18 protein-coding genes are annotated in these 20,545 nt (G+C 63.4%); 5 read left to right on the forward strand and 13 right to left on the reverse strand.

Going from position 1 to position 20,545, the window contains the following annotated elements; translation table 11 throughout:
- Nucleotides 1-4: 4 nt before the first annotated feature.
- Nucleotides 5-607: a nucleotidyltransferase family protein gene (locus ACXAG6_RS13455; protein ID WP_475338223.1), complete on the forward strand. Its 603-nt coding sequence runs from the start codon at nt 5-7 to the stop codon at nt 605-607.
- A gap of 60 nt (nt 608-667) precedes the next feature.
- On the opposite strand, the gene ACXAG6_RS13460 is transcribed toward ACXAG6_RS13455, so the two are convergent.
- Nucleotides 668-1,543: an NAD(P)-dependent oxidoreductase gene (locus ACXAG6_RS13460; protein ID WP_475338225.1), complete on the reverse strand. Its 876-nt coding sequence runs from the start codon at nt 1,541-1,543 to the stop codon at nt 668-670.
- Between the two features lie 80 nt (nt 1,544-1,623).
- Between ACXAG6_RS13460 and ACXAG6_RS13465 the strand changes: the two genes are divergently transcribed.
- Entirely contained in the window at nt 1,624-4,086 is a 2,463-nt protein-coding gene (locus ACXAG6_RS13465; protein WP_475338226.1) for a penicillin acylase family protein, read from the forward strand.
- An 85-nt stretch (nt 4,087-4,171) separates the two neighbouring features.
- Here ACXAG6_RS13465 and ACXAG6_RS13470 read toward each other — a convergent pair whose 3' ends face one another.
- From ACXAG6_RS13470 to dusB, 11 genes are all read right to left on the reverse strand, one after another.
- Nucleotides 4,172-4,885: a hypothetical protein gene (locus ACXAG6_RS13470; RefSeq protein WP_475338227.1), complete on the reverse strand. Its 714-nt coding sequence runs from the start codon at nt 4,883-4,885 to the stop codon at nt 4,172-4,174.
- Nucleotides 4,886-4,954: 69 nt separating this feature from the next.
- Nucleotides 4,955-6,238 carry a GTPase HflX gene (gene hflX, locus ACXAG6_RS13475; RefSeq protein WP_475339063.1) on the reverse strand — a complete coding sequence of 428 codons (1,284 nt, stop codon included), beginning with the start codon at nt 6,236-6,238 and terminating at the stop codon, nt 4,955-4,957.
- Nucleotides 6,235-6,468 carry an RNA chaperone Hfq gene (gene hfq, locus ACXAG6_RS13480; RefSeq protein WP_140014201.1) on the reverse strand — a complete coding sequence of 78 codons (234 nt, stop codon included), beginning with the start codon at nt 6,466-6,468 and terminating at the stop codon, nt 6,235-6,237. The genes hflX and hfq overlap by 4 nt, the downstream gene beginning before the upstream one ends.
- A 156-nt stretch (nt 6,469-6,624) precedes the next feature.
- The gene (locus ACXAG6_RS13485) at nt 6,625-8,154 is read right to left on the reverse strand and encodes a TrkH family potassium uptake protein (RefSeq protein ID WP_475338228.1); all 1,530 of its coding nucleotides are present in this window, start codon (nt 8,152-8,154) and stop codon (nt 6,625-6,627) included.
- Nucleotides 8,155-8,166: 12 nt separating this feature from the next.
- Nucleotides 8,167-9,543, reverse strand: a complete 1,377-nt coding sequence (gene trkA, locus ACXAG6_RS13490; RefSeq protein WP_140014199.1) for a Trk system potassium transporter TrkA — start codon at nt 9,541-9,543, stop codon at nt 8,167-8,169.
- Nucleotides 9,544-9,702: 159 nt separating this feature from the next.
- Nucleotides 9,703-10,167 (reverse strand): CHAP domain-containing protein, encoded by a 465-nt coding sequence (locus tag ACXAG6_RS13495; protein WP_475338230.1) that lies wholly within the window; start codon nt 10,165-10,167, stop codon nt 9,703-9,705.
- 331 nt (nt 10,168-10,498) lie between these two features.
- Nucleotides 10,499-11,905 (reverse strand): nitrogen assimilation response regulator NtrX, encoded by a 1,407-nt coding sequence (gene ntrX / locus ACXAG6_RS13500; protein WP_475338231.1) that lies wholly within the window; start codon nt 11,903-11,905, stop codon nt 10,499-10,501.
- A 23-nt stretch (nt 11,906-11,928) separates the two neighbouring features.
- The gene (locus ACXAG6_RS13505; RefSeq protein WP_475338232.1) at nt 11,929-14,214 is read right to left on the reverse strand and encodes a sensor histidine kinase NtrY-like; all 2,286 of its coding nucleotides are present in this window, start codon (nt 14,212-14,214) and stop codon (nt 11,929-11,931) included.
- A 55-nt stretch (nt 14,215-14,269) separates the two neighbouring features.
- Nucleotides 14,270-15,643 carry a response regulator gene (locus ACXAG6_RS13510; RefSeq protein WP_140014195.1) on the reverse strand — a complete coding sequence of 458 codons (1,374 nt, stop codon included), beginning with the start codon at nt 15,641-15,643 and terminating at the stop codon, nt 14,270-14,272.
- Between the two features lie 12 nt (nt 15,644-15,655).
- Nucleotides 15,656-16,747, reverse strand: a complete 1,092-nt coding sequence (locus ACXAG6_RS13515) for a two-component system sensor histidine kinase NtrB (protein WP_475339065.1) — start codon at nt 16,745-16,747, stop codon at nt 15,656-15,658.
- Complete coding sequence (dusB, locus tag ACXAG6_RS13520) at nt 16,747-17,715, reverse strand: tRNA dihydrouridine synthase DusB (RefSeq protein WP_475338234.1); 969 nt, start codon at nt 17,713-17,715, stop codon at nt 16,747-16,749. The genes ACXAG6_RS13515 and dusB overlap by 1 nt, the downstream gene beginning before the upstream one ends.
- A 182-nt stretch (nt 17,716-17,897) precedes the next feature.
- On the opposite strand from dusB, the gene ACXAG6_RS13525 reads away from it, so the two are divergent.
- The 3 genes from ACXAG6_RS13525 to ACXAG6_RS13535 are packed head-to-tail and all read left to right on the forward strand — an operon-like array spanning nt 17,898 to nt 20,013.
- Nucleotides 17,898-19,049 carry a bifunctional 2-C-methyl-D-erythritol 4-phosphate cytidylyltransferase/2-C-methyl-D-erythritol 2,4-cyclodiphosphate synthase gene (locus tag ACXAG6_RS13525; protein ID WP_475338235.1) on the forward strand — a complete coding sequence of 384 codons (1,152 nt, stop codon included), beginning with the start codon at nt 17,898-17,900 and terminating at the stop codon, nt 19,047-19,049.
- On the forward strand, nt 19,046-19,543 hold the full coding sequence (locus tag ACXAG6_RS13530) for a phosphatidylglycerophosphatase A family protein (protein WP_475338236.1): 498 nt from the start codon (nt 19,046-19,048) through the stop codon (nt 19,541-19,543). The genes ACXAG6_RS13525 and ACXAG6_RS13530 overlap by 4 nt, the downstream gene beginning before the upstream one ends.
- Nucleotides 19,534-20,013: a CinA family protein gene (locus ACXAG6_RS13535; RefSeq protein WP_475339066.1), complete on the forward strand. Its 480-nt coding sequence runs from the start codon at nt 19,534-19,536 to the stop codon at nt 20,011-20,013. The genes ACXAG6_RS13530 and ACXAG6_RS13535 overlap by 10 nt, the downstream gene beginning before the upstream one ends.
- A 7-nt stretch (nt 20,014-20,020) precedes the next feature.
- On the opposite strand, the gene ACXAG6_RS13540 is transcribed toward ACXAG6_RS13535, so the two are convergent.
- Nucleotides 20,021-20,515 carry a type II toxin-antitoxin system RatA family toxin gene (locus ACXAG6_RS13540; protein WP_475338237.1) on the reverse strand — a complete coding sequence of 165 codons (495 nt, stop codon included), beginning with the start codon at nt 20,513-20,515 and terminating at the stop codon, nt 20,021-20,023.
- Between the last annotated feature and the right edge of the window lie 30 nt (nt 20,516-20,545).

Below are 20,545 nucleotides of genomic sequence, written 5' to 3' on the forward strand. Positions count from 1 at the left end.
TCACATGACCCTGCCCATCCTCATCCTCGCCGCCGGCGCCGCCACCCGCATGGCCCCGCGCGACAAGCTGCTGGAGCCGATCAACGGCAAACCGCTGCTCACCCGCGTGGCAGAAATGGCAAGCAAAATCAGCGACTTCACACTCGTCGCCCTGCCACCAGACCGGCCCGCCCGCTTCGCCGCGATAGAAGACACAAACGCCCGCCCGCTCACCGTTCGGGATGCCGCCGAAGGCATGAACACCTCCCTCCGCGCGGGCCTTGAAGCGCTCCCTGAAGCACCCGCCTTCATGCTCCTGCTCGCCGACCTCCCCGAGCTCACAGAGGACGACCTGCGCGCTGTGATCGCAAGCCACAAGGCCCACCCCGAGGCCCTCATCTGGCGCGGCGCCACAGAAGACGGCAAGCCCGGCCATCCGGTCGTCTTCGCCGCCCCGCTCTATGAAAAAATCGAGCGCCTCCAAGGGGATGATGGGGCGAAGTCAGTCGTCGCCGCCGCCGGCGACAGGCTGCACCTCACCCCGCTCCCCGGCCAACGTGCCCGGCTCGATCTCGACACGCCCGAGGCCTGGGCCGCCTGGCGCGCAGCCACCGGAACGCCGCGCTAACCCCATTTTCTTGCTGAAAATATCTCCCGCCGGAGGCCCAATAACTCTTTTGGCACGACCTCAGCCGTCAAAGGCCTTCAGCCGCTTGATAAGCGAGGAAGTATCCCACCGTCCGCCGCCAAGGCTCTGAACATCCTTGTAAAACTGGTCCACCACAGCCGTCACCGGCAGGGCAGCACCAATCTCGTTGCCGGTCGAAAGGCAGATGTCGAGATCCTTGCGCATCCAGTCAACGGCAAACCCGTGGGTAAAGTGGTCATCCACCATGGTCTCGTAGCGGTTCGCCATCTGCCAGCTTCCGGCCGCACCATCCTTGATCACCTGCACCACGGCCTTGGCATCCAGCCCGGCCTTCTGAGCAAAGTTGATCCCCTCCGACAGCCCCTGCACAAGGCCGGCGATACAAATCTGGTTCACGCATTTGGTCAGCTGGCCCGCGCCGCTCTCGCCCATCAACTGGCAATTCTTCGCGTAGGCGTCGATGATCTTCTCGGCCCGCGCATAGGCCCCCTCATCGCCGCCACACATCACCGCGAGCGCACCGTTCTCTGCGCCCGCTTGCCCGCCCGAAACCGGCGCATCCACGAAGCTCACCTGCCGCTCATTGGCAGCCGCATACATTTCGCGGGTCACGGCGGCGCTGACGGTGGTGTGATCCACAAAGACAGCGCCCGCAGACATTGCTGCCAACGCGCCGCCGTCGCCCACGCATACGGACCGCAGGTCGTCGTCATTGCCCACGCAGGCCATCACAAAATCCTGCCCCGCAGCTGCCTCTTCAGGGGTTTTCGCCGCCTTGCCGCCGTGCTGACCCACCCATTTTTCCGCCTTAGCGAAGGTGCGGTTATACACCGTCACCTCATGGCCCGCCGCCGCCAGATGTCCTGCCATGGGGTAGCCCATGACCCCAAGTCCGAGAAATGCTACTTTCGCCATGTCTTTATCCTCCCGCGGGGTTCCATTACGCTTGCTCCCTGATTACCCCGCAGGGGCAGAAGGTCAACCGAGGGACATCCATGGCACGCATCTTTCGCTGGCTCCTGCGGATCGTCACGGCGGCGTTGCTGGTCACGTTCCTTTTCGCCTGCGTCACCTACTACCTCGCATCGCGCTCCCTGCCCGACTACAATGCAAGGCTCACCGTTGCAGGCTTGTCGGGGCCGGTCGAGATTGTGCGCGACAACGCAAATGTGCCGCATATCTTCGGCTCCAGCGATGAAGACGTGTATTTCGGCCTCGGCTTTGCCCACGCGCAAGACAGGCTTTGGCAAATCACCATGGCACGCCGCGCGGCACAGGGGCGGCTTTCCGAATTGTTCGGGGTGCGCACGGCCAAGACAGACGAACTCTTGCGCCGGTTCGGGCTTTACGAGGCCGCCTCCGCCTCCCTCTCGTCGCTCGATGCAGAAACTATCGCGGCGCTGGAGGCCTATTCGGCGGGGATCAACGCGTGGATCAACGCGGTCAACGAAGGGGCGCTGGGGCGCGGCGCGCCAGAATTCTTCCTGTTTTCCCGCGAGATAGCCCCTTGGCGGCCCACCGATACGGTGGCCTTGGGCAAGGTCATGGCCCTCCAGCTTTCCGGGCAATTGCCAAGCGAGGTGCTGCGCGCCCGGGTCTCGCTGCAACTGCCAGAAGCCCGGCTGGCCGACATCCTGCCCGACGATCCCTCGCGCGGCACCGCCGCCCTTCCCGATTACGCCAGCCTTGTGCCGATCGACGGCCCCCAAGGCGGCTGGACGCAATTCGCCCTCGATCCCCTCTCCCCCGTCAAACCACCCGCCTTTGCGGGGGCCTCCAACGCATGGGCCGCAGCCCCCAAACGGGCGGCGGCGGGCAAGTCTCTTCTGGCAAACGATCCGCATCTTGAGCTGACAGCCCCGACAATCTGGTATCTCGCCCGGATCGAGCTTTCCTCCGGCGGCGTGATCGGGGCCACCATTCCCGGCGTCCCCTTCGTGCTTTCGGGCCGCTCCGACGCGCTGGCTTGGGGCGTCACCTCGGCCTACCTCGACGATCAGGACGTGTTCATGGAAGAGCTGAACCCGGCCAACCAACAGGAATACCGCACGCCCACGGGCTGGAAGCGATTTTCCACCAAAAGCTCGATCATTCGGATCAAGGACGCCGAGCCCATCACCATCACCCTGCGCCGCACAGAGAACGGGCCAGTTCTTCCCGGCTCGCATTACAACCTGTCCACCGTCACCCCGCCCGGCCACGTTGCCGCGCTGGGGTGGACGGCGCTCTCACCCCGCGACACCTCGATGCAAGCCGCGCTACGGCTGCAAAAGTCCAAAACCATCGAGCAGGCCATCGACGCGATGGAGGGCTACATCGCCCCGGCGCAAAACCTCACCATCGCGGAGCCCGGGCGTGTCGCGCTCAAGATGGTGGGCGCAATGCCCAAACGAAACCCCGGTCACGCCAGCCAAGGCCGGATGCCGGCGCTCGGATGGCGCGCCGAGAACCGTTGGTCAGGGCGCATCCCCTACGCCAAGAACCCCGAGTTCATTGACCCGCCCGGCGGCATTCTCGGCAACACCAACAACAAGACGGTCGACAGGCCCTTCCCCGATCACGTCGCTTTCCGCTGGGGCGACACGCAACGCATCCAGCGCTGGACCCGGCTCATGCAGACCCGCGAAGTGCACACCCGCGAAAGCTTCATCGACGCGCAGCTCGATACCGTGAGCTTTACGGCGCGCGCGCTGCTGCCTCTGATCGCCAAAGACTTGTGGTTCACCGGAGAGGCCGCGCCGGAGGGCACCGCAGAGCGGCAACGGCAACGGGCGCTCGAATTGCTGGCCAACTGGAACGGCGAGATGAGCGAGCATCTGCCCGAACCACTGATCTTTGCCGCTTGGCTGAAGCACCTGCAAAACAGGCTCATCCGCGACGAGCTGGGGCCGATCGCTGCCGAGTTCAACCACCCGGAGCCGCTGTTCCTTGAACGGGTATACCGCGATGTTGACGGGGCCGCCGTGTGGTGCGACGTGGTGCAATCAACCGCCAAGGAAACCTGCACCGATATTGCCCGCATCGCGCTCGACGAAGCCTTGCTCTGGATCGGCGAAAACTATGGCACCGCGCTGGAAAGCCTGCGTTGGGGCGATGCGCATGAAGCGCTTCACGACCATCAGGTCTTGGGCGACGTGCCGGTGCTGAAGTGGATCGTGAACATCCACCAAAGCACCTCTGGCGGCGATTTCACCCTGCTGCGTGGGCGCACCAAGGGCACGGGGCCCCAGCCCTATGCCAACGTCCATGGCGCAGGCTATCGCGGTGTCTACGATTTTTCGGATCCCGACAGTTCAGTCTTCATCACCGCCACAGGCCAATCCGGCCATCCGCTCTCACGGCACTATGACGACCTTGGCGCGCTCTGGCGCCGTGGGGAATATATCCCGATGTCGCTGGACCCGGAGCTTGCCCGCGCGGCGAACGTGGGGGTGACGGTGCTCACGCCATCAGAATGAGCCTCTCAGGGGGCCTCGCTGCGCTCGGACGATGGGCCCTCTTCGCTGCGCTCATCGGCCCTGTGAAAGCCGGTGCAATCTGCCGCTAGCGCTCGTCGCGCGCCCGCTTGTCCAGTGCCTTCCGCGTACCGAAATAGCCGAAATCCTTCACGACCGAGACCAAATCACCGTTCTCGTCGAAGCCCGCGTAGATATCGGCAGAAAACGTCTCGAAGCTGGGATCAATCAGCAGCACATCGCGGCCCTCGGCCGAAAGGGTAGCAAAAGGCACCGGGCCGGACGCGGCTGAGAGCGCCGCTTTCACCGCCTCGCCCTCAAGCGCCGCCACGGCCTCCACATCGCCAAGCGCAACCAGCTCATCGGTCGAGAAGTCGAAGTCAATCGGCCGGTTCTTGCGGCCAGCCCTCTCCCAACGCGCCACCGGGGCCTGCGACAGGTGCAGCGCCACCATGCCAATCACCTTTGGCTCCTCCTCCGGGCGGTAGATCTTTACCCGGTAGCGGCCTTCCGGCACGTCGAGGTCAAAGGCGGGGCGATCAGCGGATTCGATCGGGTCGGTCAGGGTCAGCCCCTCCGGCCCCACATCAACCTCGCCCGCCTCGATCACCACCGCGCCCTGCGCCACAGGATCGCCCGTGATAACCTCGGATGAGGGAAACACCTCCGTCTCCAGCGCATCCCCCAGCCCGGTGCCCTCGCCCCGCAGGCCGGCAATCAGCATAAAGGCGCCGCCAGCCAGCATCAGCGCCGCCCAGAGACCGCCACCGATCCAGTAAAAGTGTTTCTGGCTTTTGAGCACAGTGCCTCCGGTTTTGCAGTGTCGCCAAGCTGGCGCGATGCGTTGCAAATGTCTACGGGCTCGCCCCGCTCAGAGCTTTGAAAACTCGGCCTTCTGGCGCGGCGTCCAGCGCAGGTGCACCTGCCAGCCTGCCTCGGTTTCCTCTTCCCGCTCCACCACGCCGCGCTCAAACAGCCAAGCCCGGGCGCGGCCTTCGCTGAACGCGAGTGTAATCACCTCTTCGGTGCGCACGCCTTCAAGATGGGCCGTTACAGCAGCCTGCAAATCGCCAAGCCCCTCGCCCGACACGGCGGAAATCACCAGCACATCCTCGCGCCGGGCCGCCTGATTGCGCAGGGCTTCGGCGGCGTCGGCAGCCAGCAGGTCTGCCTTGTTCCACAGTTCCAGCTTCGGCACGGTCTCAGGCACGCCGAGACCGTCCAGAATGGTTTCAACGTCGCGCGCCTGATTTTCGGTCTCGTCAGAGGCAATATCGCGGACATGGAGGATGAGATCAGCCTCCAGCACCTCTTCCAGCGTAGCGCGGAAGGCGGCGACCAGCTCGGTGGGCAGGTTGGAGATGAACCCCACGGTATCGGAGAGAATAACCTTGTCACCGCTGTCCAGCTCAATCGCCCGCATCGTCGGGTCCAGCGTGGCAAAGAGCATGTCTTTCGCCATCACCTCCGCCCCGGTCAACCTGTTGAACAGGGTGGATTTTCCGGCGTTTGTGTAACCAACCAGCGCGACCACGGGAAAGGGCACCTTGGCGCGGGCTGCGCGGTGCAGCGCGCGGGTTTTCGTCACCTTGGAAAGCTGACGTCGGATACGGGTGACAGCCTCGTCAATCGCCCGCCGGTCCGCCTCGATCTGGGTTTCACCGGGGCCGCCAACAAACCCGAGGCCACCACGCTGACGCTCAAGGTGGGTCCAGGCGCGCACAAGACGCGTGCGTTGGTAGGACAGCGCGGCAAGCTCAACTTGCAGCACACCCTCGCGGGTTGCGGCGCGGTCGGCAAAGATCTCAAGGATCAGCCCGGTCCGGTCCAGCAATTTGACCTTCCACGCCTGTTCCAGATTGCGCTGCTGCACGGGTGTGACTGGCCCGTCGATCAGCACGAGGCCAATGTCTTGAGCCTGCATCAGAGCCTTGAGCTCATCCATCTTTCCGCTGCCAAAGAGTGTGCCGGGCTGCGGCTGGCGCAAAGACACAACCTCTCCGGCGACAACCTCCAGCCCCGGCAGCGCCAGCGCGAGGGCCATCGCCTCTTCAAGCGCGGGCCCGGCGGCAGGGCGCTCGGGGTCTGTCTGGATGTCGGGGTGGAGCACCAACGCCCGCGTTGGCCGCTCCGCGGTATCGTGAAATTCCGCTATTCTTCGCCCTCGTAAAGGCTGATCGGCTGGGCCGGCATGACGGTTGAGATCGCATGCTTGTACACAAGCTGCGATTGTCCGTCGCGGCGCAGAAGGACGCAGAAGTTGTCAAACCAGGTGATAACGCCCTGAAGTTTCACCCCATTGATGAGGAAGATGGTCACCGGAACCTTGGTCTTCCGCACATGATTGAGAAATGCATCCTGCAAATTCTGTTTGTCGTTGGCCATTTCAATGCCTTGTTCTTGTCGTTGATTCAGTCACGCACGCATTCAGGCGCCCTGCCTCAGACCGCGAGCCCCCGTCCACGGGGTCACTATGGAGGCTGTCCCTGCAAGATTCCACCCCCAAATTCAGAGCGCTAGAGAGGGTGAGGCAGCAGGGCCTCAGGCGCGCCAGAACTCGGGGTTGAGAAGCGCGATAAGCGCCAGCGCCTCGATCCGGCCAAGCACCATGGCCCCCGCCAACACCGCCTTGGCCACATCGGTGATCTGCACGTAGCTGATTGGGTCGCCCCCGCCCACCTCGGCCAGCTGCCCGGCCGTGGAAAGGCCCGAGAGAGACAGGATCATGGATTGCTCAAAGCTAAGGCCCGTCGCGGCCAGCATCGCTGAAACACCCGCCAGAGACAGGGCGTAGAGCATGAAGAACAGCCAAGCAATATAGGCCCCCTGCCGGCGCATGTGCCGCCCGAAGGCCCCGCCCGATCCGCTGACAGAATGAGGGTGCACAAGCCGCTCCATCTCGCGGTGGCCGTGCTTGTAGAGCGCATAGACCCTAAGCAGCTTCACCCCGCCCGCCGATGTCGCCACACCGCCCCCCACCAGCGCCAGCCCCATCAGCACCATGCCGGGCGTTTGCAGGCCCGACCATGTTTCGGTGCCGCCCCACTCAGAGCTGGTGAACCCGGTGGTGGTCAGGAAGCTCGCCACCGAAAAGACCGCGCCCCAAAGCGCGCGCAGGGCGGCATCAATGTCGGCCACGTCATCCACCTCGAATGCCCCAATCCAATGGCGCAGGAACAGCGCTGAGGGGATGAGGATGATGGTGTAAAAGGCAATCCGCGCCTCAACATCCCGATACACGGCGCTCACGCGGTCAACGCTCATGCCATAGCCGGGCGAAAACGTTTTGCGGCTGAAGGCGAAAACGAAGAACAGCAGGATCAGCACCTCGCCCGCCAAGCCGCTCTGCGCCTGTGAAAGCCCGTCCACGGGGGATATTCCGGAGGTGGAAAGCACACTCATCGCGTGACAGATCGCAATCAGGGGGTCTTCGCCAGCCCCGACAAGCGCCACCCAGAGAACCCCCGTCAGCGCAATGTAGATAGGGCCCATCTGGCAGGTCAGGGCCAACAGCCGCTCACGCGGGTCCGTCTGGGCGTCGGCATCCAGCACCCTGTCTCGCCGCGCACCGGAGCCGGGCCGTGCCATCGAAGTGACCTCAAAGCCGCCGAGGTTGAGGGGGGCCATGATCGCCGCAGCCGTCACCCAGATAAAAAGCCCCCCCATCCAGCCAACCATAGCCCGCCAGAGGTGCAGGGTTTCCCGCAGCCGCTCAGGCTCGAAAAGGGAGGCGCCGGTGGTTGTGAAAGACGAGATCATCTCGAACCACGCATTAAAGAACGTCGTGTTCTGAACCGCTTCGTAGAATGGCCAGGCGAGCATGACCGGCAAAAGCGCATAGGCCCCGACCAACGCCGTCAGATGGCTCCGGGCAACACTGCGCGACCTCTTGTGGTGGGTGGCGATGCTGAGAAAAATGACCAAGGTCAAAAACAGCGTGCCTGCGTAAAAAAAGCTGCGGGCCGAAAGCCAGTCCCGCACCGTGACCGCGTGAAAGACCGGCAGGTACATCAGCAGCGCCGACACCCCCATGAGGATCACGATCAACGGCAGTTCGAGGAGGCGGCGCATCCGGCGGCGGCCTTAGAAGAAGTCGATGGAGACCTGCAACAGCCGCTCCACCTCGGGCACGTCGTCTGCCATGGCAAAGAGAACAATCACATCGCCCTCGTCGATCCGTGTTTCGGCAACCGGCTTGATGTATGTGTCGCCCCGAAGCAGGGCGCCAACGCAAACGCCTTCGGGAAACTCGATATCGCGGATGCGCCGTCCCGAGAGCGGCGAGGTCGAAAGCACCTGCGCCTCAATCACCTCGGCCTCCGCATCGCCGATCGAGTAAACACCGCGCACCCGCCCGTGGCGGATGTGGCGCAGGATCGAGCTGACGGTGGTGGCGCGCGGGTTGATATAGGCATCAACCCCGAGCGGGCGCATCAGCGGCACCAGCGTTGGGTCGTTCACCAGACAGATCGCCATCGGGCAACCATTGGATTTGGCCCGCACCGCCGCAAGCAGGTTCACCTTGTCATCATCTGTGACGCAAAGCACCGCGTCGGCCTTGTCGATGTTGGCTTCGATCAGCAACTCACGTGACAGCCCGTCACCATTGAGCACAATTGTCCGCTCCAGCGCGTCGGCCGCCCGCTCGGCAATGGGGCGCGAGCGTTCGATCACCTTGGCCCGGATGCGCTCCACACGCTTTTCCAGCGCCGAGGCCACCGCAAGGCCTACGTTGCCGCCGCCGATAATCACCACCCGCTCCTGCTTGCGCAGCACCTTGCCGAAAATCTCCATGGTGCGGGTCGTATCGTCGGTATTGGCGCAGACATACACCTGATCCCCGGCGAAGAGCTGATCGCCCGGATCGGGGGCGAAAAGCTTGTTCTGGCGGCGCACCCCGACAACGATGGCTCGCAGGGTAGAAAACAGATCGGTCAGCTGGCGCAACGGCGTGTTGAGAACCGGGCAATCATCATCAAGCTGGATGCCAAGCAACTGGGCCCGCCCACCCAAAAACCGCTCCGTGTCGAAAGCGGCAGGCGCGGCGAGGCGTTGCAGCGCGGCCTCGGCCACCTCGCGCTCTGGGCTGATCACAACGTCGATCGGCATGTGATCGCGCCGGTAAAGGTCGGAGTAGATCGCCGTGAGGTAGCTTTGCGAGCGCAGCCGGGCCACTTTGCGCGGGATCGAGAACACCGAATGCGCCACCTGACAGGTGACCATGTTCACCTCGTCCGAGTGGGTGGCGGCGATGATCATATCGGCATCCCGGGCCCCTGCCCGGTCGAGGATATCAGGGTAGCTGGCGTGGCCTGCAATGCCCTGAACATCAAGCGAGTCCGTCGCGCGGCGCACGAGTTCGGCGTTGTTGTCCACCACCGTCACGTCGTTTCGCTCGCCGGAAAGGTGCCGCGCAATCTGCCAGCCAACCTGGCCCGCGCCACAGATGATGACCTTCATGGATGCTCCTGCCCCGTTCGGGCCTCGCCGTTATGCTGGCCCTTTGCTTGGCACTTCGGCGCGGCAGGGTCAATCCGGGCAAGACGACGGGCCAGGCAAAAAGCGGGAGCCGGGCAAACAGGCCCGGCATTCACCATCATCACGCCGCGCAAGGCTGGTTTACTGGGCGCTGGCCATCTGAACCGGCTGCGGCAGGATAAACCCGTCAATCCGGTAGGGGCTGCCAAACTGGCCCGGGTTGCTCTCCACAGTCACGAGAGACCAGTCATTCGCCGGGGAGATGTCCTTGACCTTCATCCCGAGGCTGATCTGGTTGCGATGCCAGTTGGCATGGTCGATCTCGATCAAACGATCATCGTGGATGCGCGACACCACGGCCACATGGCCCATCGGTAGCTTGCCGGTGCCCGAAAACGCCATGACGGAGCCGACATGGGGATCCTTGCTGCGCGGATAAAGACCAGCGGCCTTGCCCCACCAAAACTCGGCATTGCCCCGGATCTGAATGCCCGAAGCGTTGCGCGCAAAGGGCACACACCAAACGCGCGCGCCCGTGGCCCGCAAGCTCCGGGCCTCGGAAATCGCAAAGTCCAGCAGCTCGGGCTTGAGCTGCGGCGCAGTCATGGTGGAGAGGGTCTCATTGCTCTGCTTAGCCCCGCAGGCCGCCGTCATCAAAAGCGCGGCGCAAAGCATCGGAAGCCTCAGGGCATTTGCCCGCTTGAAAGTGCCCAACCTCATCTGTCCCTCGAGTATTTTTTCTCGCTGGTCTTTGTGTTCACCGAATTAGGAACAAATTTCAAGTTAGCGTGTTAAACGTGACGCACAAAACACACGAATGGGCGAGTTTCCGCCAGTTTGTGATGTGTTTACCGGCCTGAACAGTGGCAGCGGCAATCGCAATCGCTTGGCGCCCGGGCGGAAGCCTGCCCGCCTCAGAGCGCCAGAAGTTCCTGCCCTACTCCGCCGCTTGGCTCTCGATATGCGCCACGCGTGCGCCCGCCTTGGTCGAGGTCACAACCCCGAGCGACTTCAGTTTGCGGTGCAAGGCCGAACGCTCCATGCCCACAAAGGTCGCCGTGCGAGAGATATTGCCGCCGAACCGGTTGATCTGGGTCAGCAGATACTCCCGCTCAAACAGCTCCCGTGCCTCGCGCAGCGGCAGAGTTGCCAGCCCGCCCGACAGCACGACGCGGCCATCGTCGTCTTCCTGGCTCTCACCGCCTTGCAACTCCCGCGCATCAATCGGGTCCGTGGTTTCGCCAAGGATCAGCGCCCGCTCGATGATGTTCTTGAGCTGCCGCACGTTGCCCGGCAGGTGCATGGTTTGCAGCAACGCATCGGCTTCTTCCGAAAGCTCCCGCGCCGAAAGGCCCTGGCTGGCGTTGAATTCGGCGATGAAATGCCGCGCCAGTTCCGGAATATCCTCGCGCCGCTCTTCCAGCCCCGGCACCCGGATCGGCACGACGTTGAGCCGGTGATATAGCTCTTCACGGAAAGTGCCGCGCGCAATTTCGGCCTCTAGGTCACGGTTGGTCGAGGAGATCACCCGCAGATCGACCCGCACCTTGTCGGCGCCCCCAACCCGTTGAAACTGTTGGTCAACCAGCACCCGCAGGATTTTGGACTGGGTGCCAAGCGGCATATCCGCGACCTCGTCGAAATAGAGCACGCCGCCGTGGGCCTGTTCCAGCAGGCCCGGCTCCACGCCGCGGGCATCGCTCTCGCGGCCAAACAGCACCTCTTCCATCCGGTCGGGCTCGATAGACGCCGAGTTGACTGACACGAAGGGCGAGGAGGCGCGTGATGAATTGGCGTGAATGTAGCGCGCCGCCACCTCCTTGCCCGAGCCAGCCGGCCCCGTCAGCATCACCCGCCCGTTGGACTTGGTCACCTTGTCCAGTTGGCTCTTCAGTGCTTTGAAGGCGGTGGAATTGCCGACCATATCGGTGACGCTCACCTCCTTGCGGCGGAGCTGCGAGTTCTCGCGGCGCAGGCGAGAGGTTTCCATCGCGCGGCGGATTACCACCATCAACTGGTCGATGTTGAAGGGCTTCTCGATAAAGTCGTAGGCCCCCTGCTTGATCGCGGCCACGGCGATCTCGATGTTGCCATGCCCCGAGATAATGACGATCGGAATATCAGGGTTGTCGCGCTTCACCGTTTTCAGGATGTCGATTCCATCCATCCGGCTGTCTTTCAGCCAGATGTCGAGGATCATCAGCGCAGGCGGCGCTTCGTTGATCTCGGCCATGCAGTCGTCGGAGTTGCCCGCGAGACGGGTCTGAAACCCCTCGTCGCGCAGGATGTCTCCTACCAATTCGCGGATGTCGCGCTCGTCGTCTACAATCAGAATATCGGTCATCGCTGCTCTTCCTTCCTTTCCTGTCATTCGGCGGCTGCGCTGATCTCTGCGCTGCGCGGAAGCCTGACAACGGCCAGAGCGCCGCAGTGCGCCCCTTCCGTGAAAGGCTCGGCATCGGTGAGTTCGAGGCTGCCGCCATGTTCTTCGATGATCTTCTTCACGATAGGCAGGCCGAGGCCGGTGCCCTTTTCCCTTGTCGTCACGTAGGGCTCAAAGAGCCGTCCGCGGTCTTCCGGCAGGCCGATCCCGTTGTCGGCCACTTCCACCACCGCCTCCCCGGCGTCGGTGTATAGTCGGACGCGCACAATGGGCACATGGCCCTCTGGCGCGCCTTTTTCCTGCAAGCTTTCAATGGCTTCTCCGGCGTTCTTAATCAGGTTGATCAGCGCCTGGCTCACCATGGTTTCATCCAGATCAGCCATCACGCCGCCGGTTTCATCTTCATACTGGAGCCCGTCACCAAGGCTCTCGCGCTGCAACAGCACCGCATCCCGCAGCACCTTGGCCAGATCAACCGGCTTGCGGTCCGGCTCGGGCATCCGGGCGAACTTGGAGAACTCATCGACAATACGGCGCAGATCCCCGGTCTGGCGCACGATCACGCCGGTAAGCTGATCAAGGCTCTCGGCCTCTTCGCCCACCATGGGCGTGAACTTGCGGCGAATGCGCTCGGCCGACAGCTGAATCGGCGTAAGCGGGTTCTTGATTTCATGGGCAATCCGGCGCGCCACGTCGCCCCAGGCGGCCATCCGCTGTGCTGTCACCAACTCGGACACATCATCGAAGGCCACCACGTAGCCCTCAATCTCGCCCTCCTCGCCGCGCCGCCGGGCCATCCGCACCAGCAGCGTTTCGAGCTTGCCCTTGCGGCTGATCTTGATCTCCTCGCGGGCCACTTCCTTTTCACCGGTGCGCAGGCGCTCCAGCAATCCCGCAAACTCCGGCACCGCCTGCCCAACTGCAACCAGCGGCTCACTCTCATCGTCGAGGTCCAGCAGCGTGTGGGCCGACCGGTTCATGAATTCCACCTGCCCGTTGGGATCCAGCCCGATCACACCGGCGGTGACAGAGGACAGCACCTGCTCGAACAGCCTTCGGCGCTCTTCGATCCGGGCCGAGTTATCCAGCAGCCGGGTGCGTTGGCCTTTCAGCTGGCGGGTCATCTGGTTGAAGATGCGGCCCAGCATAGCGATTTCGTCATCGCCCGAATCCTCGATCACCCGCACATCAAGGTCGCCCTCGCCCACGCGTTGCGCGGCGCCGGTCAGGCGACCGACGGGGCGGCTGAGGCGCTCGGCAAACCACAGGCCGAGCCAGATCGAGGCAAGGATCAGGATCGCGGCAAAGCCCAGATAAATAACACCAAACTCAAAGAGCCTGCGCCCGCGCTCCTGCTCCAGCTGGTTGTAAACCGTCACTGTCTCTTCGGTGTCGTCGAGCAGCCCGAGCAACTGGCCATCCACCTCGCGGGACACGTAGAGGAAGCGATCGGGGAAGGCGCTCAGCCGCAAGAGTGCGCGAAATTCGCTATTCTCCCAATCTTCGATGATCACGGTTTCGCCCGTCCGCGCCGCCTCCATCTGCGCTTCGGTCGGTTTCTCGAAGTCGAAGAGATAGGAGCGCTCGCCGCGAGCCCGCAGATCGCCCCCGCCGTCGATCACATAGGCCTCGCGCAACCCGCGCTGCACCTGCGCCTGCCCCTGCCCCAACACCTGCCGGATTTGCCCGTCGCTCACTGCGCCACGGGCCGCGCGCGCAACGTTGAGGTAACCGGCCAGCACAGCGGCGTCTTGCTCCAGATCGTGCCGGTGCTCTGCCTTATAGGCCTGAGCGGCTTCCAAGGACGCGCCCACCACCTCGCGCACCCGGTCAGAAAACCAGCTTTCAAGCCCGAGGTTGATGGTGAGGCCCGCGAAAACCGCCACAAGAACGGTGGGCACGGCGGCAATGAGCGCGAACACCCCGGTGAGGCGCAGGTGCAGCCGCGACCCGGCCGATTTTCGGCGCCGCGCCGCGACCAGCTTGCCGACCTGCCAAAGCACGAGCGCGGCCACGATGAGCACGTAAACGATATCGGCCAGAAGAATCGCCCGAAGCGCGGGCGAGTTCGCGCCCTGCCCGAACGGGCCGAGCGTCAGGTATGTACCGATTGCCAGCGCAGGGCCAAGAACGACAAGCGCGAGCGTCGCTGCATTGCGCAACCGACGCAATCTACGCAATTTAACAAGGCGTTCCCACCCAAACGCTCGTGCGGAGGATCCCACCGCATGCCTCACATATCTAGTGCCCCCGAAAGGGCATACCGCCATATCCCGTGATCTCACCGGGGGCCTGAGGCCCCTCTGCCACGGCTATGTTGCCCTTTTACATCAATTTGCGGCGGCGTGTCACCTGAATATCGAGGTCATTTATCTTCTTGCGGAGGGTATTTCGGTTGATGCCCAGCAAATCGGCGCATTTGGCCTGATTGCCACCGGTCGCATCAAGCGCAATTTCGATCAGCGGAAGCTCCACCTCCTTGAGAATCCGGGTGTAGAGCCCGGGCGGCGGCAGCGCGCCGCCATGCAGATCGAAGTAGCGGCGCAGATGTTTCGCGACCGAAGACGAAAGCTTTTCACCGTCGCCCCCGCCCACAAGCGGCTCGATCTCGGGCTGCGAGCTTAGCACCGCCTCAACATCGGCAAGGCCAACCTGCTCTTCGGTGGCCGTCACCACCAACCTGCGAATGGTGTTTTCCAACTGCCGCACGTTGCCGGGCCAGCTGTAGGCGCGGATCAGCTCCATCGCGGGCGGGGCGATGCGCTTGGCAGGAGCCCCTTCCCTGTCGGAGCGGGAGAGGAAGTGCTCGGCCAAAAGCGGGATGTCATCGACCCTCTCACGGAGAGACGGCACATTGATGGTCACGCCGCCGAGCCGGTAAAATAGATCCTGCCGGAAGCCGCCGCTTTCCATCCGCTCCATCAGGTTGCCCTGCGAAGTGCTCATCACCCGTGGCGCGGAATCTCCGAAGGCATCGAGCATGCGCACGATCCGTCCCTGCGCCTCATCATCGAGGTCGGCGATTTCATCAAAGAGCAGCGAGCCGCCCCGGGCGCGGGCCACCACCTGCGCCGGGCCATCCGCCCCTTGCAGATCGCCGGGCGACACCACCACGAAGGGCAAGGTGCGCCTGTCGGAAAAGTCATGAATTGCACGCGCAATCAAAGACTTACCCGTCCCACTCTCGCCCGTCACGAGCACCGGAAGGTCAGTGTTCATGACCTTTGCCACCAGCCGGTAGAGCCCCTGCATCTGCGGGGTGCGGCCCACCAGCGGCAGGTCACTATCGGTCTGCGGCACCTCGGGCGCTTCGGCCCGCTGCGTTGCAAGGCGTCGTCTGCTCTCAAGCGCCCGTGCGGCGCGTTTCATCAGGTCTGGCAGGTCAAACGGCTTCGGGAGGTAGTCGTAGGCCTCCGCCTCGGCGGCCTGAATCGCCGTCATGATGGTGTTTTGCGCCGAGATCACGATCACCGGCAGGCCGGGCCGCTCGGATGAGATTTTTGGAAGTGTTTCCAAGCCGTTGCCGTCAGGCATAACAACATCGGAGATCACCAGATCGCCCTTGCCCTCCTCGACCCAGCGCATCAGCGTGACCAGCGACGAGGTGGCATGCACCCGGCAGCCAGCCCGGGTCAGCGCCTGCGTGAGCACGGTGCGTATCGTGCGGTCGTCGTCAGCTACCAGTACCGTTCCGTCCATCGGTCGTTGCTCCTAGTAATATTCGCTGTTGCTCAGATCGGGTGCCACCTGAAGTGACACCCGGAACACTGTCTTGCCTGGCACCGAATCCACCTGAATCCAGCCGTGATGCTCGCCTATGATTTTCGTGACCAAGGCCAGCCCAAGCCCGGTGCCGTTTTCGCGGCCCGATACGAAGGGCTCGAAGATCTCATCCGAGATCTCTTCGGGCAGGCCCGGCCCATTGTCGGTGATCTCCACCTGCAAAGGCACCGCAGCGCCCTTGCCATCCTTGCCCCGCAGCCTCAGCGACAGGTCATAGAAGGTGCGGATCCTGATGATGCCTTCGTGATTGGGGCCAAGCTTTTCAGCGGCTTCGGCGGCGTTCTTGAAGAGGTTGAGAAACACCTGAAGCAGTTGATCGGAATCCCCCAATGTCGGCGGCAGCGAGGGGTCATAGTCATCTATGAAGGTCATCCCCGCCGCATAGCCCACCTCGGCAGACTTGCGGGCCCGGTCGAGAATATCGTGGATGTTCACCGGCTTCATCAGCGGCGGGCGCACGTTGCCAAACTGCTCCACCTGCTCCAGCAACTTCACGATCCGGCGGCTTTCGGCAACGATTAGGTCGGTCAGTTCCAGCTCGGATTTGGGCAGGTTCATCGAGATCAGCTGAGCCGCCCCGGTGATGCCCGCCAGCGGGTTTTTAATTTCATGCGCCAGCATCTCGGCCATGCCGATCGCGCTCTTGGCGGTGGCATGCACTGAATGCGCACGGCCCAGTTTGCCGGCAATCTCGCGCGGCGAGATCAGCATGATCAGGCGCTTGCTGTCATCGTTCAGCGGCGCGATCTGCAGGTTGCAATGTACCGGCGGGCGCTCTCCGGTGCCAAGGTCGACGTCATTGACGAAGAGCGCCGACTGGTTCTTGCGCACCCGCTCAAAGCCGCCCTCAATAGGAGCGGCAACCATGATCTTGTCCCAAACATGGTGGCCCTTGAGCGAGCGCAACGAGGTGTTCAGAAAGGTCTCTGCCGCCGGGTTGATATCGTCGATCTGATCCTTGTCATCCAGCAGGATTGCAGGCACCGGCAGCGAGACCCAGATGATGTTTTCGCGGTCCATCATGCAGCCTCACTCTGGCGGGCGGGGATATCGTGGATAAAGGCGCGCACGCGAGCCGGGTCGGTTTCCGTCAGGATCTCGCGGCGCAGCGCGGGCGCGGTTTGAGCCTGGTCCATATACCAACCGAGATGTTTGCGGGCGACGCGGTTGCCGAGCGCGGCGCCGTAGAAGTCAATCATCGCGTCGTAGTGGCGGCAGATCATCTGTGCGAGGTCCGCGCCCTGCGGGATGGTTGGGGCCGGCCCCTGCCCCAACGCATGGGCAATTTCGGCCAGCCGCCATGGCGCGCCCTGCGCCCCGCGCCCCACCATCACGCCATCGGCGCCAGACGCGGCTAGCGCGGCGCGGGCCGAGGCGGCATCGGTGATGTCTCCGTTGACGATAACCGGGATCGACACCGCCTCTTTCACCGCGCGGATCGCGGCCCAGTCGGCCCGGCCTTTGTAAAACTGGCAGCGCGTGCGGCCGTGAACGGTGACCATCTTCACCCCGGCCTGCTCGGCGCGGGCAGCCAGCTCTGGCGCGTTGATCTGACCGTCATCCCAGCCGAGGCGGCATTTCAGCGTTACCGGCACGCGGACCGCGGCGACAACCGCCTCGATCAGCGTGAGCGCATGATCGAGATCCTTCATCAGCGCCGAGCCAGAGAGGCCGCCTGTCACCTTCTTGGCGGGGCAGCCCATGTTGATGTCGATGATATTTGCGCCGTTCTCTTCCACCATCGCGGCGGCGCGGGCCATCCACTCGGCATCGCGGCCCGCCAGCTGAATCGAGGTTGCCTGTTCGCCAAACCCCAGCTCGGCCCGCTCGCGCACGCCGGGCTTTGCCTGCACCATCTCTTGGCTCGCCACCATCTCTGACACCACCAAACCCGCGCCGAAGCTGGCTACCAATTGGCGGAACGGCAGGTCTGTGATGCCCGCGAGCGGGGCGAGGAGAACCGGAGGGTCTAACTTTATATCTGCCACGGAAACGGACAAATGCTTAATCCTTGAGCAACTCTTGCTACATATCGGCGGTTCGCCCCCGAATGCAAAGCCTTCGGCGTGGGTTTTCACGGTCCAGACATGAAGCGATTAATTTTTGTGCAGCCCTTTGCGTTGAGGGGTCTTCTGTTGCCCCCGGTAGCGGCAGGGCGTAGAGGGGTCTGGTGCCAAAAGACACCGTGCATATCGCCGCGCTGATTGTCGCCGCCGGGCGTGGAACCCGGGCTGGGGGCGCGATTCCCAAACAATACCAGAACCTTGGCGGAGTGCCGTTACTGGCCCGCACGTTGGATGTTTTCTTGCAGCACGAAAAAGTGGCAAGCGTCACGGTCGTGATTGGCGAGGGCGATGAAGCCTTGGCGCGCGCGGCGCTGCCCGGCGGCGTTGCGCGGGTAGTCGGGGCTGATAGCCGCGCCCGCTCTGTTGCTGCAGGGCTCGCGGCGCTGCCGGATGATGCGACCCATGTGCTTATCCATGACGGCGCGCGGCCCTTGGTGTCTACGGCGCTGATTTCACGGGTGATTTCTGCTCTGGAGCAGTCCCCGGGCGCGGCCCCTGCCCTTGCGGTCACCGATGCGCTCTGGCGCGCCGGAAATGGCGTGGTGCAGGCGGTGCAACCGCGCGACGCCCTTTGGCGGGCGCAAACGCCGCAGGGGTTTGAATTGGCGGCCATTCGTGCGGCGCATGAGGCATTTCAGGGCACGGCAGCGGATGATGTAGAGGTGGCACTGGCGGCCGGGATGGGCGTGGCGCTGGTGACGGGTGAAGAGCGGAATCTGAAGGTGACACACCCCGAGGATTTCACCCGCGCAGAGAGAATTTTAAAGGAAGATCAAATGGCTATCCGGGTTGGCAACGGGTTTGACGTGCATCGCTTTGGCGCGGGAGATCATGTGGTGCTTTGCGGCGTGACGGTGCCCCACGGGCGCGGGCTTCAGGGCCATTCGGATGCCGATGTGGGGATGCACGCGGTGACCGATGCGATCTATGGCGCGTTGGCCGAGGGGGATATCGGGCAGCATTTCCCGCCTTCCGACCCGCAGTGGAAGGGTGCGGCGAGCGAGATTTTTCTCAAGCATTCCGTAGAGTTGGCCAGCGAGCGTGGCTTTGTACTCGGCAATGTAGACCTCACGCTGATCTGCGAGCGGCCCAAGATCGGGCCGCATGCGCCAGCGATGCGGGCAGAGATGGCGCGGATCATGGGGTGTGAGCTTGGCTGCGTTTCGGTGAAAGCCACCACATCGGAGCGGCTCGGGTTTACCGGGCGGGAAGAAGGGATCGCGGCGATGGCGACGGTTGTTCTGGTGCCGAAATGAAGGCGCTAACCCACGGGATCGCCACGTTTTTCTGGGTCGGCCACCTGAGGCCTGCACCGGGAACCTGGGGCTCACTCGCCGCGCTTCCGGCGGGCTATGTGATTGCGCTCTACGCAGGCTTTTGGGGGTTGGCGCTGGCCACGCTCACGGCCTTCGCGCTCGGCCTTTGGGCCACGGCGGAAGAGACGCGGGGCGCGGCGGATCATGACCCCTCCGAAATTGTGGTCGATGAGGTCGTCGGCCAGTGGATTGCCTTGTTTCCAGTGGCTTACGGGGCCATCGCCGCCGGTCAGGAGCTGCATCGCCTCTGGCCCGGGTGGCTTGCGGCCTTTGTGCTCTTCCGGCTGTTCGACATCACCAAACCCTGGCTCGTCGGCTGGGCAGACCGGCGCGGGGATGCGCTGGGGGTAATGCTGGATGACGTGATCGCAGGGGTCTTCGCAGCGGTGGCCGTGATGGCGCTGGCCGGTTTGGCCCATGGGGTATTGATGTGAGCATTGCCTCTGAATTTCTTGATATTGCACGAAAATCTGGCGCTACACTCGCCACGGCAGAAAGCTGCACTGGTGGAATGATTGCGGCGGCGATCACCGATGTGGCCGGGTCTTCGGATGTGTTCGACCGGGGATTCGTGACCTACTCTAACGCCGCCAAACAGGAGATGCTCGGGGTCAAAGGCGAAACCCTTGAAGCGCATGGCGCGGTTTCCGAGGAGGTTGCAGCAGAGATGGCCAAGGGTGCCCTCGCTCGGTCGGAAGCATCGCTGGCGGTGTCGGTCACGGGCATCGCGGGGCCAGGCGGTTCTGAGCACAAGCCGGAGGGTCGGGTGTGCTTTGGGCTGGCGTGGGGCGATTATGTGATCACAGAAACGCGGGAGTTTGGCGCTCTGGGGCGCGACGCGGTGCGCAAAGCAACTGTTAACCACGCCCTACGGCTCATGATGTCAAAACTCTCGCCGCAATAACAGCGCGTTACGAGCCTTTCTTAACCCCGTATAGTTCATCGGCCCGCGCCTCGAAGGCCCGCACAATGCGCTGCATGGCCTCGTTGAAGAACATCCCGGCCGCCCCTTGCAGCAGACGGTTCTTGAATTCGAAGTCCACCTCGAAGTGCACGTCGCAGCCCTCCGGCGCGGGCGTCATCTGCCAGACAGACCGCATATGCTTGAACGGGCCGTCGATGTAGCGCGTTTCGATCCGCTTTGCCTCCTCGAAGAGCCAGACGCGCGACAGGAAGGTTTCACGGAAAACCTTAAACGAAATGACCAGATCGGCCTCCATGATCTCGCAGCGGCCAAACCGCTGCTGGCCATGCTCCAGCTCGTCCACCGGCACCTCGCGGCGCGACCGCACCCGTGCCGCTGCCGTCCAAGGCAGAAACTTGGGGTAGGAGGCCACATCGGCAACCAGATCATAGATTTCCTGAGCGGAATAAGGGAGTTGGCGGGTCTCTGCGTGGCGTGTCATGAGGCCTGTATCATCGCGGCTGGATGGGCC

Source organism: Vannielia sp. ABF1_015 (genome assembly GCF_056160745.1).